We start from the raw sequence: 16,923 nt of genomic DNA on the forward strand, positions 1-16,923 counted from the left end.
TTTTTCATAACGGTTTGTCTCCTTTTTGGAAACAAAAAAGCAACGTCACCTATTTATTGGGTAAACGTTGCTTAATAAACCCTATATGAGGTAAAATAACTCATGAGAGGATAGCAAGTGTTTACCTGGTCAGCTCAGGTGGACGGTTAATAAAGTGTGTCACCACTTTATTAACACGCTGTGCTCTTTTGTTTTTGTGGTCACTTTTTGGTAACGAATGAATAAAATCATTAAATTATTCATGATTCCCAATAGTGTATAAACCGTTGATATATAAGCGTTTATTATTATTTTTAAAACATTAAATGGTATGCTTCGTATATGATATTCATATGAATCAAGGAAATGTAGAGAAATGGCAAGGTGATGATGGCAAATGGCAAGACGGTGGGATATTGATTCACTTTGAGAAGAAGGAAGAGTGGATTGGTATTTTTCTTGCCTTTCAGTCACAGTCATGGTGTACCGATGAAGAAGGGCACGCTCGTGTTCCGGTTGAGCATTGTGATTATAAGAGAAATAATTGATGAGAAGAGGGCGTTCACAATGAACGCCCTCTTCTTATTTTATAAAACCCAAAACTAACAAGTGTAGAAATACAAGAGAAAAGTAGCGCCACACTAGAAAATGCAATGAGATACATATTATATTTCATAACTTTGCCGATTAGTTGGTTACTATCGTACTGAAACAGTCCCGCTATTATATTGAATAAAAATAATACGATAAACATGACGATGACGCCGTCTATTGATCCTTTAATGTCTGGTTTACTTAAAGCGATATGTGCGGAAATACAAATAGCGATAAATAAAAATAACCAAAAAGAAGGGGTCAATAAATTGTTCATTGTAAACAAGCTTTTTAATAAAAAGAATGTTGATAAAAACATGTTTTGGATCATGTCTAAGTTAATAGAAGTCGATGCGATTGTTGTTTCGAGAGTTGTATTAAATAAAGAATATGACTCTGGTACGAAATAGCGCATTAAAAGTATTAAGGCAGTAATACCAGAAATAATAGGACCGATGCCGATAAAGAAATTACCGATTCGTTGGTATATACTTTTTGGATTGTATTGATGTTGTACGTAACCTAAAGCTCCCTGACTTGTATCTGTTGGGAAAAACTGCGTTGCTACAATTTTATGACGAAATAATAGACACATAATTGCATGTCCAAGCTCATGAACGGGAACACCAATCCACGCGGTTAAAAGAAAACCTTTCCTACCAAAAGCTCTCGACCAATACGTTCGTGTGAGAGATTCTAAATAACCTAATATAAATCCAATTACAATGATGACACCAATTAAAGAAAATAATTGGATCACACTTGTAAGGAGTGTTTGAAAAATCGGGTTTACAAATTCCACTGTCTTCATCCAATCTGTTTAAAGTTTCACTTTATTTGCTCTGTTTCATAATACCATTATTTTTCTATAATACTAGCACACATAGTTTCGTTTAAAAGAAGGATTTCATATTCTTTTTCTTGTAGTCATGTTTTATGTACAAAGTCATATATTGAATTTGTAACACCCTATAAGGTATATGCTTAAGGAGGGATCAGAGAATGAAATGTCCGGCATGTAATACTGAAAATGCAGCGGAAGCAAGGTTTTGCGGGAATTGTGGACATTCGTTAACGGAAGAAGTGGTAGCGAGTGGTGGGCAGGAAGAAGGGCAGCTATCGCGCCCGGCACGAGTAAAGGAAACTCGTCCGAATGAAACGGTAGAGCAAGTGAAACAATTTGCAAGTGGCTATTTTCAGTTCTTTAAAAATGCTTTTAAATCACCATCGGCCATTATGGAAAGTGGAAATATTGAAGTGCGAAATGGAATTGTAAGTCTTGTGCTTATTTGCTTTTTAGGAGCATGTATTTTTTATAGAATGATGAGCGCAGCGGCGACTGTTACGAGGACATTAGTGCCAGATATAGCTACTCCTACTTTCTTTGGAGAATCTGTAATGGTCTTTTTCTTTTTATTAATTTTAACTTTATTTGTCGGGTTTATTATTTTTGTAAGTGGTAAGATGATGAAATCATCTTTTTCTTTTCTTGAAGCATTCGGTATATGGGGGACGATAGCGACGCCAGCTATTGCTATACTAGTTCTTTCTTTTCTATTTAGTTTCCTATTGATCTTTTTTTTACCGATCTTATTAGGGCTGGCTACAACGTATATGGGAATTAGTATAATTGTAGCTATATTAAAACTAGACAACGGCGGAGTAGATCCTGTTTACACACTTATTATCGCAAATGTTTTAATCGGAATTGCAACGTTTATCGTGTTTTGGTCTTACATTAAAACGATAATCCAAACCTTTATCGGGGGATTAACAGGCTTCTAACGAAAAGGTGGTTGAATGGATGAATGTATGCACAAAGTGCGGAGCTCAGTATGAAGATGGAGTGCAATTTTGCCAAAACTGCGGGATGAAGAGGGAAAGTCTTGTAGTAAAGAAGAAAATGAGCGGCGGTACAAAAGTTGGCATTACACTCTTAACATTACTTGTTATAGTAATTGTTGGATTGTATTTGTATGGATCATCGTATTATAAGCAGACGGCACAAGTAGACCGAATGATTACTATTTTACAAGAGAGGGACGGGGAGAAATTAGCTGAGATCATCACGGCAGATGATCCAGCCGTTATTGTAACGAGAGAGAGTTTAACGCCTCTATTTTCATATATAAAAGAAAATCCATCTTACGTGAATGAATTGAAAGAATATTTGAGGCAAGGTGAAAAACAAGGGGATGGAATAGAAAGAGCAGATTTTTCTTTAACGAAAGATGGGAAACATTTCTTTTTATTTGATCGGTATAAATTGAAAGCGAAGACGTATTATACGACTCTGCTTACAAATGAAAAAGGTACATCTTTAAAATTGAACGGAAAAGAAATTGATAAGACAAATGACAAAAAGTTTGAGAAGCAATATGGACCGTTTCTTCCTGGAACTCAAGTATTTCAATCTGAATATAAAAATGACTATGTAAAACTATCACGTGAGGAAAAGGTTGTACTTATGAAACAAAGTCAAAATAATGTAACGGTAGATTTAACGTTGCAAGGGCAATATATTACAGTTCAAACGAATGCGTCTGGTGCGACATTATACGTGAATCAAAAGCCAGTTACAGCGTTGACCGGAGAAGAAATTACGTGGGGACCGATAGCGACTGATGGAAGTGCGGCGATTTATTTAGAACGAAATGGAGAAAACGGCAGGGAAACGACAAAGGTAGAAACGGTAACGGCACTGTCGGCTTATAATCTTCCATTCCAAAAGAAAAGTATAGAAAAAACAGTTGTTTACAATGTTACTCCGCCTACGACTGGGTATGTATATAATGGTTTCATCTTCCCTGATAGTGATATTCGAAAATTAACAGGTGCGGACTTAACATATTTAACGAAAGAACAATTGAAAATTGCGAGAAATGAAGTATACGCAAGGCATGGACATATTTTTCAAACGAAAGATATGCAAGCGTATTTTTCAAAACAGTCTTGGTATAGAGAAAATCCGTATTTTACAGGAAAGCTAACAGATATTGAAACTTATAATGTTGAATTGATCAAATCAAGAGAATAAACACGTGAAAAAGGTACAGTGCATAGCTGTACCTTTTCTATGGTTATTTAGCTGGACCAGGATCCCTTGAGAAAAAGATATGAAAGAGGAATGTGACTTTGCTTGCTCCTCCTGATGTACTTGCTTGCACATCAGATAATGCACTAGATGTTAAAACACCTTCAGAACGAGGGGGTACGACTATTTTGAGAGTATCATCTTTTTCTGATGATGCAGTAACTGTTATTGTATCATCAGATAAGTTCAAAATTTTAACAGTACCGATTGGTAAGATGGACTTGCCAGCGTGTGATGCTGAAGCAAAGCGAGAGCCTTTCCAAATCGTTTGTGCGAAAGTCTCATCATTAGATAACCAAGCACGAGCGCTGTATAATGTTACGTTAATAGAAAATTCTTGATCAAGTGGCATGGCGGCTTTCGGTTCTTGCGGTTCCTCTGGAGTTTGAGCGAGAAGGCCGGCGCACATGTATATTTCACCTACTTTCAATAGTTGCTGTTATAGCATATTAAACATCTTGTTTATAAGACACGACGGATACCTATTAAGGCATAGTTTTGTGCACCAAACTTGTAGATTAAATTCTTTTTCTTTACAATTTAAGTAGGTGTTATTTCTATAAAATATGGAAATCGTAAAGAGTATGTAAAAAAGAAGGAGTGGTAAAGTGAACTATGTCATTATTGGCGGAGATGCCGCTGGTATGAGTGCAGCAATGCAAATTGTTAGAAACGATGAAACGGCAAATGTTGTAACGTTAGAAAAAGGTGAAATCTATTCATACGCTCAGTGCGGATTACCGTATGTGATTAGTGGTGTTATTGCTTCTACTGAAAAGTTAATTGCACGCGATGTAAAGACGTTTCGTGATAAATATGGAATTGATGCGAAAGTACGTCATGAAGTAACGAAAGTAGATACGGAAAAGAAAATGGTGTACGCAGAGCATACGGAGACGAAAGATGTTTTTGAATTTCCGTATGACCGTTTATTAATTGCGACTGGAGTGCGTCCTGTTATGCCAGAATGGGAAGGACGAGAGCTACAAGGCGTTCATCTTTTAAAAACAATTCCGGATGCTGAGCGCATATTAAAAACGCTAGAAACGAATAAAGTTGAGGATGTAACTATTATTGGCGGCGGTGCAATTGGACTAGAGATGGCAGAAACATTCGTCGAACTTGGTAAGAAAGTAAGAATGATTGAGCGAAATGATCATATCGGTACGATTTATGATGCAGATATGGCTGAATATATACATAAAGAAGCAGATAAACACAATATTGAAATTTTAACGAATGAAAATGTGAAAGCATTTAAAGGAAAAGAAAGAGTGGAACAAATTGAAACAGATAAAGGTACGTATAAAACAGATCTCGTTTTAGTATCTGTCGGCGTACAGCCAAATACTGATTTTCTTGAAGGGACAAATATACGTAAAACTCATAAAGGTGCAATTGAAGTAAATGCTTATATGCAAACAAATGTGAAAGACGTATACGCTGCTGGTGATTGTGCAACGCATTACCATGTTATAAAGGAAACTCATGATCATATCCCGCTCGGAACGACTGCGAATAAACAAGGGCGACTTGCCGGACTCAATATGGTTGATAAACGAAGAGCATTTAATGGTACGTTAGGTACGGGTATTATTAAATTTATGAATCTGACGCTCGCAAGAACAGGCTTAAATGAAAAAGAAGCGAAAGGGCTAAACATCCCGTATAAGACGGTCAAAGTAGATTCAACAAATATGGCAGGCTATTACCCGAGTGCTTCGCCACTTCACTTGAAATTACTATATCACGCCGATACGAAACAATTATTAGGCGGTCAAGTAATTGGAGAAGAGGGCGTAGATAAACGTATTGATGTTATCGCAATGGCACTTTTCAATAAAATGAGTATTCACGATTTAGAAGATGTCGACTTAAGTTACGCACCACCATATAACAGCGTTTGGGATCCAATTCAACAAGCAGCAAGGAGAGCGGAATAGCACTTTTTTAAGTGCTATTTTTTTGTGAAAGGGGAATAAATAAAGTTTCACTTTATTTTGAATATACCGTTCACCCTTGAAAACATAGTACGTATCGCTTATATTGTCATATAGTATTTATTTTTTAATAAAGCAATGAACGAACCAGGGGGCACAGTATGGCAATTAACATGAATACAATCGAAGAATGGATTGCTGAATCAAATGCAAGAAACGAAGAAGACTTAGGAAACGTTGTTGAAGAGATGAAAGAAGTATGTGTCGGACTTGATAACGCGACATTAATTTATACGAAAAACGTATTTTGTTTCGGTAAGAAAGTAGAAGTATTCTTCTTCTTCCAAGATCACGTCGTTATCGGAGAAGAGAAGGAAGAGTATATTGAGATTGAAAAATTAAAGTATGATGACATTACAAATAGCAACTTAAAAACAAATGACAAAAATACAACGTTAGAACTAAAGTTTTCTAACGGGAAAGCTATTAATTTAGATAGTCTAAATGATAACTACGGTACGAAAAACTGGTTATTTGCAAGACAAATTAAGAGTATTTTTAAAGTAATCTAGTAAAAAAGGCAGACCTTGAAAGGTCTGCTTTTTTACTTATTTCCTATTAAACAAAGGCACCCTCTTTCTTCGTAACATTTCACGCTTGTAAATCCCGTCTCATAAAAAAGGTTTACTAATTCTTCGGTCGTCTTAAATTTATCCATATGATATTGGATTTTGAAAGTTTCAGCGACTAGTAAAAAGGATCCATTCGGTTTTAAGACGCGAAATACTTCTTTCATATCATTCTCAACATCAGGCCAAAAGTAGTGGGTTTGAAAAGCGGTAATGAGATCAAAGAAGTCCGGATGATATGGAATAGAGGAGACGCTTGCTTGATGAATAATTACTTTCGCTGCTTTGACATCCTTCATATTTGCTTTCTTTGAGTTTTCAACAGCTTGATTGGAGTAGTCGATCCCGTATATTTTCCCAAGCGGAGTTTGTTTTGAAAGAGTCTGTATGGTTTTACCACCCCCACAACCAATATCTAAAATAACTGCATTTTCACGTATATGTATTTTTTGTAAAGCCCAATTTGTTAGTCTCGTATGCGCAGCATAGAGGAACCAATTGTCCCGCGAGGATTTTTCGCTTGCTCGATTAATCTTTGTAAAATACTCAATTCAAACTCTCCTTTTATATAAGAATATGTATTTATTTCGCTTTTAATAATTTAACTCCTTTAAAAAAAGCACGCCATTAATCGGCGTGCTTCTAATTATGCAAGGACCCTTTTAGCCAATTTCGCGCTCGATACGCCCCAACCGGAATTTGAATGAGTGAAGTTTCATTTCCGGCATCAATCCCGTACAATTGATCGCATGAATTTGTATCAAAACTTAGTAACGGATGCCCGCCCATCCCCATAGCGGTCGCAGCTAAAACGAGTTTATGAACGAGCATGCCAGCTTCCATTTGATGAATGCGATATCCTCTATAACCTAATTTATTTTTATAGTAATCTTTATTTCCGATTACATGTAGACAAAGTGGTACTTGAAAAAGATTTACGTTATCCATCGTCATACTGGATTGCAGAGAATAACGAAGGTCTCCGTACCGAATTGGCTGTATGGAATGTGTCCTACTGTTATAAGCGTAAGCGCCGTTTTCTATGTCTTTTACGTTATAAAAACATCCATATAGTGAGACTCGTGCGTTTTCATTTACATACTTGCCATCAAGGTCGTTGTAATAAGGGAAAGAGAGGCTCGCTGCTTGTAGTAGAGTAGCGAGCTCGGCTGCATCCCATTTCGTTAAAATGAAGTCAGAATCAGGTGAATATCGTTTTTTACAAAGTTGTAAAAAATCATATGATAAACGTTCCACTTTAGGTAGCTGCATAGCGTGTGGACTATATTGTTGTCGTTCTTCACAGGTAAATGTTTGGAAGTGTTCTGTCGATTCAATCATAGATGCCGCGTTTATTTTTTTTATCATCGGATAGTCATCTACATGTTTTGAACGAACGAAATGCTCATGTGTTAACGGCGGGATTTGTTGCAACAAGTCATGAGAAGTAATGGTTTTATTTTCGTGATGATCATCATGAAACCAATCTGTATTCGGTTCTGTACTTAAAGGAATAACAGCATACACACTTTCTTCACCTTCTGACAGTCCAAGTAAATGATTCATTGCCCGGTCTAGAAATTGAAAATATACACCATTTGTATAACCGAATTGTTTTGCGCATTCAAGTAATTGACCGATTAGAACACCACTATCTAATCCTTGCAGACGATACGAAAAGTTATTGTATTTAAAGAAGTTTTTCCAAAACATAGTGGATACAAATGCAGCACCAAAACAAGAATGTATGTTACAACGATTGCCGAGTGCTTCTGTAAGATAAGAATCAAAATTTCCTTCACGAAGTAAGATAAGACGGTGGTGCGCGGCGTCGTAATGGTAAATGCCGTCTGGATAATGATCAATTTTTAAATACATATATAATTCATTTGGATATAAAGCACCCCCAGAAGGGATGAATCTTCGAAATAGAGTCGTTGTTTTATTATTTTCTAGGTTAGTAGTAGGCTGACATAATTGTGTTAAACCAAATGAGTACCAAAGATAATGACCGATTTCCTCTAAGTTAGGTTTAGTAGAAGAATTCCGCAAAGTTAATGGGATTTCTAAAGAGAGAGGGATTACTGGTAAATTTCGATATAATTTATAAGGAAGTGGTGCGTCTTCCCAGTCAATCTCTTTATCGGACGACATAATTTCATTAATAGAAAAATGGAGATGATGTAAAAAAGTATCAGGTTGCATCAAATTTCCCCCTCACTATGAATTATGGAAACGGATGCGGATGTGGATTTAAACTTTCATTCGTTAAAGGCTCAGCCCAATATCCAAGTGTCATCGGTACGGTATACACTCTATCCAGTCCTGTAACCCGAGTGAGATGGTGACCGAACGTCATCGGTAACATGCCTGGAATAATTACTTTTACACAATGTAAGCCGTTCTTTTCTATAAGGGGGACCGTTTGATCTACAACAATTACTTCAAGTCCAGATTGATGTAACCTGTTTAAAAGTTGATGAAGATCAGATGTTAAATCCATATCAAATGATTGTAATGCATTCATTTCTTGGAACGTTTGCACTGGAGCATCATCACGTAAAAGGAAGTGAAGACGTTCTTCCGCTTCTTTCAATCCATACAGCATACTATGGTCTTCCATTTGCGAAACAAGATATGGATCTTGTAAACAGTTTTCATATTTCTCTCTTTTTTGTTCAAGCTCTTCATCTGTTATAAGTAACATGCCCGCTATTTCATGAATTGCATTTTTTACAGCTCGAATTGGTTCCATATGTGCGCCGCCAGCACAGACGAGATTCATACCATCTTGCCTTGTATTTTTCGCAATGACCCATATGCTCGGAATACCATGTTCCATCGTCGCGTTGAAAACGTATAATTCATATCCAGTAATTGTGCGTAAGCGTTCCAACATTAGTTGCAATTCAGTATCATTGGCTGAACTAAGATCGAGACGGGGAAGAGGTAATTCGGCATACCAAGTGAGCAAAAAGGCGTCACGCTCTACAATTTCTAAAATGCCGTGAAAAATTGCTTCTTCTAAACTACCACCAATTGCACATCCATTTGATGTTTCATACACGAAAGCATCTCTATGACCAAGGCTATAATAAGCGATTGATTCTGGAACTAGAAGTGGTCGGTTTTGTAATAAAGAATATCCCCATACCCAGTTTTGCTCATAATCAGGATCAAACGGCTTAAATGGAAAACTATCACGATTGTAATGTTCATTTGTATGCACACCAAGTGTGAGGGGATTCAGTGCAATATCTTCTAGCTCACGAGAACTGCCATGTACATTTGTTTTTTTTCCACGAGGCGACATACCGCAATAGCGTTCTAAACCTTCTAAAATAGCGGTTGCTTTACTAAGTGAAAATGAATGAGTCCGGCCCGCGACACCTTCATTTCCAAACAGTAACGGCATGTTTATAATGACATCAGCAAACGGTAATAGAGAATGTTGCATTTTACCGTTTAAAATACCAGTCCGGTAATCTAAATAGTCTCTCGTTAAAAATGTGTTTAGCTCATGAATGGAACGACAGCGATACGTTTCAGTACTCGTTTTCAAACTTGGTTGTAAAGAAATTTGCGCTGCATCTGCTGTATCGTCAGGCAAATTGCTGCATACCGGACAGAGAGGGTCTGGAAGAAACGAATTCCGGGTACATTGTAACGTTTGTAAGTCCAGTAAAATGAGTTCGTTTTCTAAAGAAGAATATCCATGAGCTAATATTTTCTCTGTTTCAGCATGAATGAGCTGGCACATTTGTAACATTCCATTTTGGGTGGCGCGTACATCACGCCTCGTCACGTTCTCTGCTTTTAATGCATATTTTCGTTGTAGTTCCCACATTTCTTTTTGATCAAAGCCAGCTATAAACCGGCGTCCATCAGCGCAGTGGGAACATCCAGTTGTAAGAGGCTTCACGTAAGGACCGATAATACCTTCACCAAACGAAGTAAACGCGCGAAGCCACGGAATATTATTTGAGCGAAAGATAAGCTCAGCATCACGATGTACGGAAGAAGGAGACCCGTCATGTAAAACGAGAGCAAGATGAATGTTTTCAGGGAGAGCTTCTGTAATTGTATGCTGGCGGATGAGTGAATATTGCTTACACAATTGCTCATGTACATAGTCTGTGAGTAGGCCATCTCCTATAAGTAGTATGTTTTGAGTCATTGGTCATCCTCCTTTGCAATTAATACCCCATATACACCGTCTAAGTTGTCTCTTAAAAATGACTCAATAGCTAAATCAAAAACGAATGGATACAAGTTGTTTTCCGTTAAATTTTGCAAAGCAACTTGTAAAGACTGTACGCCTGGAATTTCTTCCTCTTCTTGTATTGCTACTCTAACAGGATCCGTACTATATAAAACAATGGATGATTCCGGTAACATATTAGCTTTATAAGGAATCTCTTCATTTTGAATATGAAGGAGTGCTTGTTGCAGAGCATTTCTTAATGCGAGTGTTATATTAATATTTGCCGCACCATACCATCTATCATTAATACCGATCCAAACGACAGGAAAACCAAGTAACTCCTCACTCATTCCTACTTTAGGTATTTCATGAATTGTAGAGAGAGCATCGTAGTAAAACCTACAATGTTTATCATGAATTTCGGTTAAATAAAGCTCTGTAATCTCTTCTAGCATATGTGATTGGCGTTCATATAACTTATTATTTAAATGTTTTTGGAGTGCTCGGTATACACCTTCTGTCATCGTTTCCCCAGCACCAATACCGATATCAGTATGTTCGGGGATAAGACGATGAATCATTTCAGCTACATATGTTTCAACTCCTGTTAAACCAGCTTCGCGGCGTGCTTCATTATGAGTTAATCCACCGCAAGTTATAGTAGGAAGGGGAGAGGTAGGTCCGTCTGATAATGGATTTGCAACTTGAATATTGCACTGTGATAAAGGCAATTGGTGTAAATCTTGTTCATCCCACATGTGGAATATACCAGCTTCTTTAGAAGTTAACGTATCAAAAAAACGAAAAAGTTCAGTTGAAGTATATTGTCCGGAACGTTGGGCAAGGTTTTCTTGAAGATTTTGCACCGTATCAATTGTAAAGATTTCATCGGTTGCGAGAAGATGTTTTATGAAAGGGTGCCACTTTCCTTCAAGTGTTTCCAAGTTTAATAAAAAGAATTGAGGATTATGCTGCCTATGTGAACCTTCAGCGACATGTTTAAATAACTCAAAAACGATAACATTTGCTAACATTGCAGATGCAATTGGTGAGAAAAGTTCAGGTGGATTTTCACTTTGTAAAGTAGTTTCGTGTAGACGATGCCAAGCTGATTCCCAGCATTCTTCACGGTCTGCGGTTACGACGGGTCCAGCTAAACCAATTCTTGATAAGCAAATAGCTGGTATGAAATTTTTCTTAAACTCTCTACAAATAGTATGGATTGCTCTTAAACTTTCAATATCTCCATTTTGGGAAACGTATAAAATCCAGTCGAAAGGCTCGAATACTTCATGTAAAGGGCGATCAATTGTAATATCTATTTCTTGAATAAGTACATTGTCATCATTTGCATATGCACGTTCGCTTAGTTCGTGAATTCGATCGTAGTTTGTTTCAGCACGATCTGTAACAAGATAATGGAATGTAGGTAAACCAGATTCTAATAAAGAAGAAACTAGGGAAGTAAGCATATCGCCAGAACCAATTATAAGCACATTTGCTGCGCGGTACGTTTCGAATTTTAAAGCGCCTGAATGGGAATCAGCTTCTAAAAACTCAATTTGCGAAGCGTATCTGTCGAGTAATGCACTGTTTAATTCGTGGGGAGCATCTTGGCTTACATCACGAATGAAACCATTTTCATATAAAATCTCTCCAATTTCAAATACACGATTTTGATAGGGGAGAGGGAGACCATCGGTTATTTCTGTCAAAGAATGATTACCGTTAAACATAGGCATTAATTTCTCAATCCAGTCATAAATTCCATCACCATCCATACGGAATGAACTGGAGTTATTTCGAAAGTAAACACCCCCGTTTGAATCGGGGAGGAAGAAAGTATCCTTATTTGCTTTAAGTTTTGCATGAACTGGAAGGTTATTCATGTTTATCCCCCTTACGTTTTAGGCATACATTATTAGTCTATGTATTGTGATTTGTCCCGTATGAACATAATAAAAAAAGGCTGTAGAATGATTCATTCTACAGCCTTTAATAGATTAATAATCTATCAACCTTCTAATAATAATGATTTTGGATCTTCAAGCATATCTTTAACAGCAACAAGGAAGCTAACTGCTTCTTTACCATCAACAATACGGTGATCGTAAGATAGTGCAAGGTACATCATTGGACGGTTTTCCATACGCTCTGCATCAATTGCAACTGGACGTACTTGGATTTTATGCATCCCTAGAATACCTACTTGTGGACTATTTAGGATTGGTGTCGACATTAGAGAACCGAACACACCACCATTTGTAATTGTAAATGTACCACCTTGTAGCTCTTTTAATGAAAGTTTATTATCGCGTGCTTTCAGACCTAAATTACGAATCTCGCTTTCAATTTCAGCGAAGTTCAATTGGTTAGCATCGCGTACAACTGGAACAACTAATCCATCTGGAGCTGCTACTGCAATACCGATATCATAGAATTTTTTAATGATAAGCTCATCGCCTTGAATTTCAGCATTTAATAATGGGAACTGTTTTAATGCTGCAACAACTGCTTTTGTGAAGAATGACATAAAGCCAAGACGTACATCATGTTTTTTCTCGAAAGCATCTTTGCGTTCTTTACGTAATTCCATGATTGCACTCATATCAACTTCGTTAAATGTAGTTAACATTGCAGATGTTTGTTGAACTTCTACAAGACGTTTTGCAATTGTTTGACGGCGGCGGGACATTTTCACACGCTCAACTGGTTTTTCAAATTCAGTTTTTGCAACTGGAGCCGGACTTTGTTTTGGAGCAGCTGGTGCTTCTTTTGGCGCTGCAGCGTGAGCTTGTACATCATGTGGTCTCACACGTCCAAGTGGATCTGTGCTACGTACTTCGTTTAAATCGATTCCTAATTCACGAGCCATTTTGCGAGCAGCTGGTGATGCGATAGGACGATTTGTATTTGGTAAACCTTGCAACGCTTTATTTTGTTCAGCACTTGGAGCTGCTGCTTTCGGTGCTTCAGTAGTTTCTTGTTTTGGTTGCTCATTAGCCGGAGCAGGTGTGCTTACTTCAACCGCTGCGCCGTTTGCATCTAAAATTGCGATAGTAGCACCAACTTCAACTGTATCTCCAGGTTCGCCTAGTAACTTCGATACAATACCTGAATCCTCTGCAATGATTTCTACATTGACTTTGTCAGTCTCAAGCTCAACAACGCTGCCACCTTTCTCGACTTTGTCGCCTACGTTGATAAGCCATTGTGAAATAGTTCCTTCTGAAATAGATTCTGCAAGCTCAGGTACTTTAATTTCGATCATTTTAAATGTCCTCCCCTTATTTGCCTAACGGTGTGTTTTATCTTCTTTAATCTTCGGTAATCTCCATTTGTTAGCCTGGCTGTGGCAGACTATCTGCCACAGCCAAGCCTGAAAAACTCATTGTTACTTTCAGTTGCTGAAAACTTCAATTTCTTGTTTATCTTGACGGAAGTTGTACTTCACATCTAAAGCGTGTGCAACGATTAATTCTTGCTCAGCTTTGTGAGCGAATGGATCGCCACCAGATGGGCTAGAACGATCCGGGCGTCCAATGTAACCTGTTTTCACTTTATCCCCAGCTAGTTCGAACAGAATTGGAGCCATGTAATGCCATGCGCCCATATTACGAGGTTCTTCTTGAACCCAAATGATTTCTTCTAAGTTTTTAAAGCGTTTAATAATAGATTGAACTTTTTCAGCAGGGAATGGGTACAACTGCTCGATACGAACCATATGAACTTCATCTAGGCTGTACTCATGCTTACCACTTTCGATTTCTGCTGCTAAGTCAATTGCCATTTTACCTGTACTTAAAACAAGACGTTTTACTTTATTTGGTTTCGCACCAAGGTTTCCTTGTTCTAAAGCAGGTTGGAAACGTCCTTCACTTAACTCACTACCTGTAGAAAGTGTAAGTGGGTGACGTAATAAACTCTTTGGCGTCATAAGCACTAACGGTCGAACAGCTTCTGTTCCTAAGATAGATGCTTGACGACGTAAAATATGGAAGTATTGTGCCGCGCTCGTTAAGTTTGCAACTGTCCAGTTGTTCTCAGCAGCTAATTGTAAGAAACGCTCTGGACGTGCACTAGAGTGTTCTGGCCCTTGACCTTCATAACCGTGTGGTAATAGAAGAACTAAACCAGATTTTTGACCCCATTTTGCTCTTCCTGCTGAAACATATTGATCAAATAATGCTTGCGCAGTATTTGAGAAGTCACCGTATTGAGCTTCCCACATCACAAGAGTTTCTGGAGCAAATACGTTGTAACCATATTCGTAACCAACAACAGCAGCTTCTGATAACGGACTGTTATGAACAGAGAATGATGCGTTAATGTTCGGTAAACGGTGTAATGGTGAATATGTTTCGTTTGTATCAGTATCGTGTAATACGATATGACGGTGCGCGAATGTACCACGCTGTGAATCTTGACCAGTTAAACGAATTGGCGTACCTTCTTGCAAAATAGAAGCGAATGCTAACGATTCAGCAAGTGCCCATTCAATTTTACCGTTCTCTTCAAGAGCATCTTTACGGCGCTCAAGAATTTTCTTCACTTTTGGATATACGTTAAAGCCTTCAGGCCAAGATAATAGTCCTTCATTAATTGAACGAAGTGATTCAATTGAAACACCAGTGTCAATCGGTTGAATTCCTTTTGCAACAACCTCTGGAACTTTAACGTGAATTGTTGCAGCACTCGTATCAGCTGGTGGCACTTGTGCGTATTCAGCCTTTAATTCCTCTTGTATAAACTGAGTAATTGTTTCAACCTCATCTGCATTCAGAACGCCAGCAGATTGTAAATAATCTGCATAAATTGCTCTTACAGTTGGGTGATTTTTAATTTTTTTGTACACTTGTGGTTGCGTAACTGCTGGATCATCCATTTCGTTATGACCATATCGGCGGTAACCGATTAAATCGATTAAGAAGTCCTTTTTGAACAGCGTACGATATTGGATCGCAAGGTTTGCAGCAGCAAGACAAGCTTCCGGATCATCAGCATTCACGTGAACAATCGGAATATCGAAACCTTTTGCAAGGTCGCTTGAATATTTAGTAGAACGAGAATCATAGCTATCAGTCGTAAAGCCGACTGCATTATTTGCGATAACATGAATAGTTCCGCCAGTTTGGTATGCATTCAATCTACTTAAGTTGAGTGTCTCAGACACAACACCTTGACCAGGGAATGCAGCATCACCATGAACTAAAATTACGAATGATTTTGTAGTATCTTGTTCTGGAAGACCAGATTTTTTACGATTCTCTTGAGCTGCACGTGCGAAACCTTCAACAACAGGGTTAACGAACTCAAGATGACTCGGATTATTTGCTAATGTAACACGAGTGCTAACCTCTTCATTACCAACGACTTGTTCTCTACCTAAATGGTATTTCACGTCGCCAGTCCAGCCAGCATTTGCCACTGCACCTTCTATTTTTGCATGTTTGAATTCTGCAAACATGTGATTATATGGCTTTTCTAATACGTGAGCGAGTACGCTTAGACGACCACGGTGAGCCATACCAATCATGACATCTTCAACGCCGCCTTTAGCACCTTCTGAAACAATTTCATCTAGTACAGGTACAAGCATATCAACGCCCTCTATTGAGAAACGTTTTTGACCAACGAATGTTTTATGCAAGAATTGCTCGAAACCTTCAACAGCAGTTAAACGTTTTAAAAGAGCAGTTCGTTTTTTATTTGATAATGGTTGACGCAATGAATTTGATTCCACCATTTGATGCAACCACGCGCGTTCTTCACTATCTTGTATATGTGAGAATTCATAAGCTAAAGATTTTGTATAAACGTCTTTTAATCTATGAATTACATCAAGTGCAGTGTGAATACCCTCTGGTGCATCTTGCCATACTGTTTTTGCTGGAATCGCTTTCAAGTCAGCATCGCTCAGTTCGTTCATTGTTTTCTCGATAAGAGATTGTCCGTTTGCAGCATCTTCCATCGGATTAATGTGAGCCAATGTATGCCCGAAAGAACGGATCTGTTCAACAAGTTGAACGACTTTAAGAATCTTTTCAATGTTCCCTGTGTTTTGAGGAGAAAAATGTGTTGCTGTGTTGTCCCCTGTTACGACATCATCTTGAAACGAAGGAGCTCCAAAAATTTCAAAAAGCTCTTGTAATTCCGGATCAACAGAACCTGCTCCAGTTACGTAAAGATCATACTGTTCAATAACATAACCAAGGTTCGGACCATGGAACTTGGCCCAAGGGTTTGTCGTTGTATTCTTCCTCGTCATTTGTTTAAACCTCCCAATGCATATAATCCTTTTTCCATACAAAAAGGTGCATTTTGCTCTTTTCAATAATTGATGAACCAATAATCAATGTAAATGTTTTTCTTTACTCTTATGTTATTACAATAATTTACATAATACCAAACACTATTACTTATCTGTTTTGTAAAAAAACATTCACAATAACTTATCACCCAAGTTAATCTTTCATGTTATAA

The 16,923-nt window shown here is 37.8% G+C and carries 11 protein-coding genes and 2 pseudogenes; 5 read left to right on the forward strand and 8 right to left on the reverse strand.

Annotated elements, in window-relative coordinates; all coding sequences use genetic code 11:
• Nucleotides 1-317: 317 nt before the first annotated feature.
• Nucleotides 318-527 (forward strand): annotated as a pseudogene (locus AB3X49_RS08320) (DUF2278 family protein); the annotation flags it as partial.
• 14 nt (nucleotides 528-541) lie between these two features.
• Here AB3X49_RS08320 and AB3X49_RS08325 read toward each other — a convergent pair.
• A complete protein-coding gene (locus tag AB3X49_RS08325) occupies nucleotides 542-1,375 on the reverse strand; it encodes a hypothetical protein (protein WP_367961480.1) in 834 nt (277 codons plus the stop codon).
• A 200-nt stretch (nucleotides 1,376-1,575) separates the two neighbouring features.
• Between AB3X49_RS08325 and AB3X49_RS08330 the strand changes: the two genes are divergently transcribed.
• Both AB3X49_RS08330 and AB3X49_RS08335 read left to right on the forward strand, forming a co-directional pair.
• A complete protein-coding gene (locus AB3X49_RS08330; RefSeq protein WP_002086912.1) occupies nucleotides 1,576-2,358 on the forward strand; it encodes a zinc ribbon domain-containing protein in 783 nt (260 codons plus the stop codon).
• 19 nt (nucleotides 2,359-2,377) lie between these two features.
• Entirely contained in the window at nucleotides 2,378-3,610 is a 1,233-nt protein-coding gene (locus AB3X49_RS08335) for a TcaA 3rd/4th domain-containing protein (RefSeq protein ID WP_367961482.1), read from the forward strand.
• A 43-nt stretch (nucleotides 3,611-3,653) separates the two neighbouring features.
• Here the strand turns inward: AB3X49_RS08335 and AB3X49_RS08340 are convergent, their stop codons facing one another.
• Nucleotides 3,654-4,076, reverse strand: a complete 423-nt coding sequence (locus AB3X49_RS08340; RefSeq protein ID WP_367961484.1) for a hypothetical protein — start codon at nucleotides 4,074-4,076, stop codon at nucleotides 3,654-3,656.
• Between the two features lie 199 nt (nucleotides 4,077-4,275).
• Here AB3X49_RS08340 and AB3X49_RS08345 point away from each other — a divergent pair, with 199 nt between their 5' ends.
• Both AB3X49_RS08345 and AB3X49_RS08350 read left to right on the forward strand, forming a co-directional pair.
• Entirely contained in the window at nucleotides 4,276-5,610 is a 1,335-nt protein-coding gene (locus AB3X49_RS08345) for a CoA-disulfide reductase (protein WP_367961486.1), read from the forward strand.
• Nucleotides 5,611-5,768: 158 nt separating this feature from the next.
• Complete coding sequence (locus AB3X49_RS08350) at nucleotides 5,769-6,179, forward strand: DUF3908 family protein (protein ID WP_002030461.1); 411 nt, start codon at nucleotides 5,769-5,771, stop codon at nucleotides 6,177-6,179.
• Nucleotides 6,180-6,211: 32 nt separating this feature from the next.
• On the opposite strand, the pseudogene AB3X49_RS08355 reads toward AB3X49_RS08350, so the two are convergent.
• The 6 genes and pseudogenes from AB3X49_RS08355 to odhA all read right to left on the reverse strand — a co-directional run bounded on the left by AB3X49_RS08355 (nucleotide 6,212) and on the right by odhA (nucleotide 16,708).
• Nucleotides 6,212-6,786 (reverse strand): annotated as a pseudogene (locus tag AB3X49_RS08355) (class I SAM-dependent methyltransferase).
• 92 nt (nucleotides 6,787-6,878) lie between these two features.
• The gene (locus tag AB3X49_RS08360) at nucleotides 6,879-8,441 is read right to left on the reverse strand and encodes a SagB family peptide dehydrogenase (protein ID WP_367961489.1); all 1,563 of its coding nucleotides are present in this window, start codon (nucleotides 8,439-8,441) and stop codon (nucleotides 6,879-6,881) included.
• A 22-nt stretch (nucleotides 8,442-8,463) separates the two neighbouring features.
• A complete protein-coding gene (locus AB3X49_RS08365; RefSeq protein ID WP_367961491.1) occupies nucleotides 8,464-10,413 on the reverse strand; it encodes a TOMM precursor leader peptide-binding protein in 1,950 nt (649 codons plus the stop codon).
• Nucleotides 10,410-12,329, reverse strand: coding sequence for a putative thiazole-containing bacteriocin maturation protein (locus AB3X49_RS08370; protein ID WP_002168868.1), 1,920 nt, complete (start codon nucleotides 12,327-12,329; stop codon nucleotides 10,410-10,412). Before AB3X49_RS08370 ends, AB3X49_RS08365 begins: the two co-directional genes overlap by 4 nt.
• A 125-nt stretch (nucleotides 12,330-12,454) precedes the next feature.
• Nucleotides 12,455-13,711 (reverse strand): 2-oxoglutarate dehydrogenase complex dihydrolipoyllysine-residue succinyltransferase, encoded by a 1,257-nt coding sequence (gene odhB, locus AB3X49_RS08375; RefSeq protein WP_002168867.1) that lies wholly within the window; start codon nucleotides 13,709-13,711, stop codon nucleotides 12,455-12,457.
• 129 nt (nucleotides 13,712-13,840) lie between these two features.
• Complete coding sequence (odhA, locus tag AB3X49_RS08380; RefSeq protein WP_367961494.1) at nucleotides 13,841-16,708, reverse strand: 2-oxoglutarate dehydrogenase E1 component; 2,868 nt, start codon at nucleotides 16,706-16,708, stop codon at nucleotides 13,841-13,843.
• Nucleotides 16,709-16,923: the final 215 nt, after the last annotated feature.

The sequence above is a fragment of the Bacillus sp. C30 genome (assembly GCF_040838255.1).
Lineage (GTDB): Bacteria > Bacillota > Bacilli > Bacillales > Bacillaceae_G > Bacillus_A > Bacillus_A mycoides.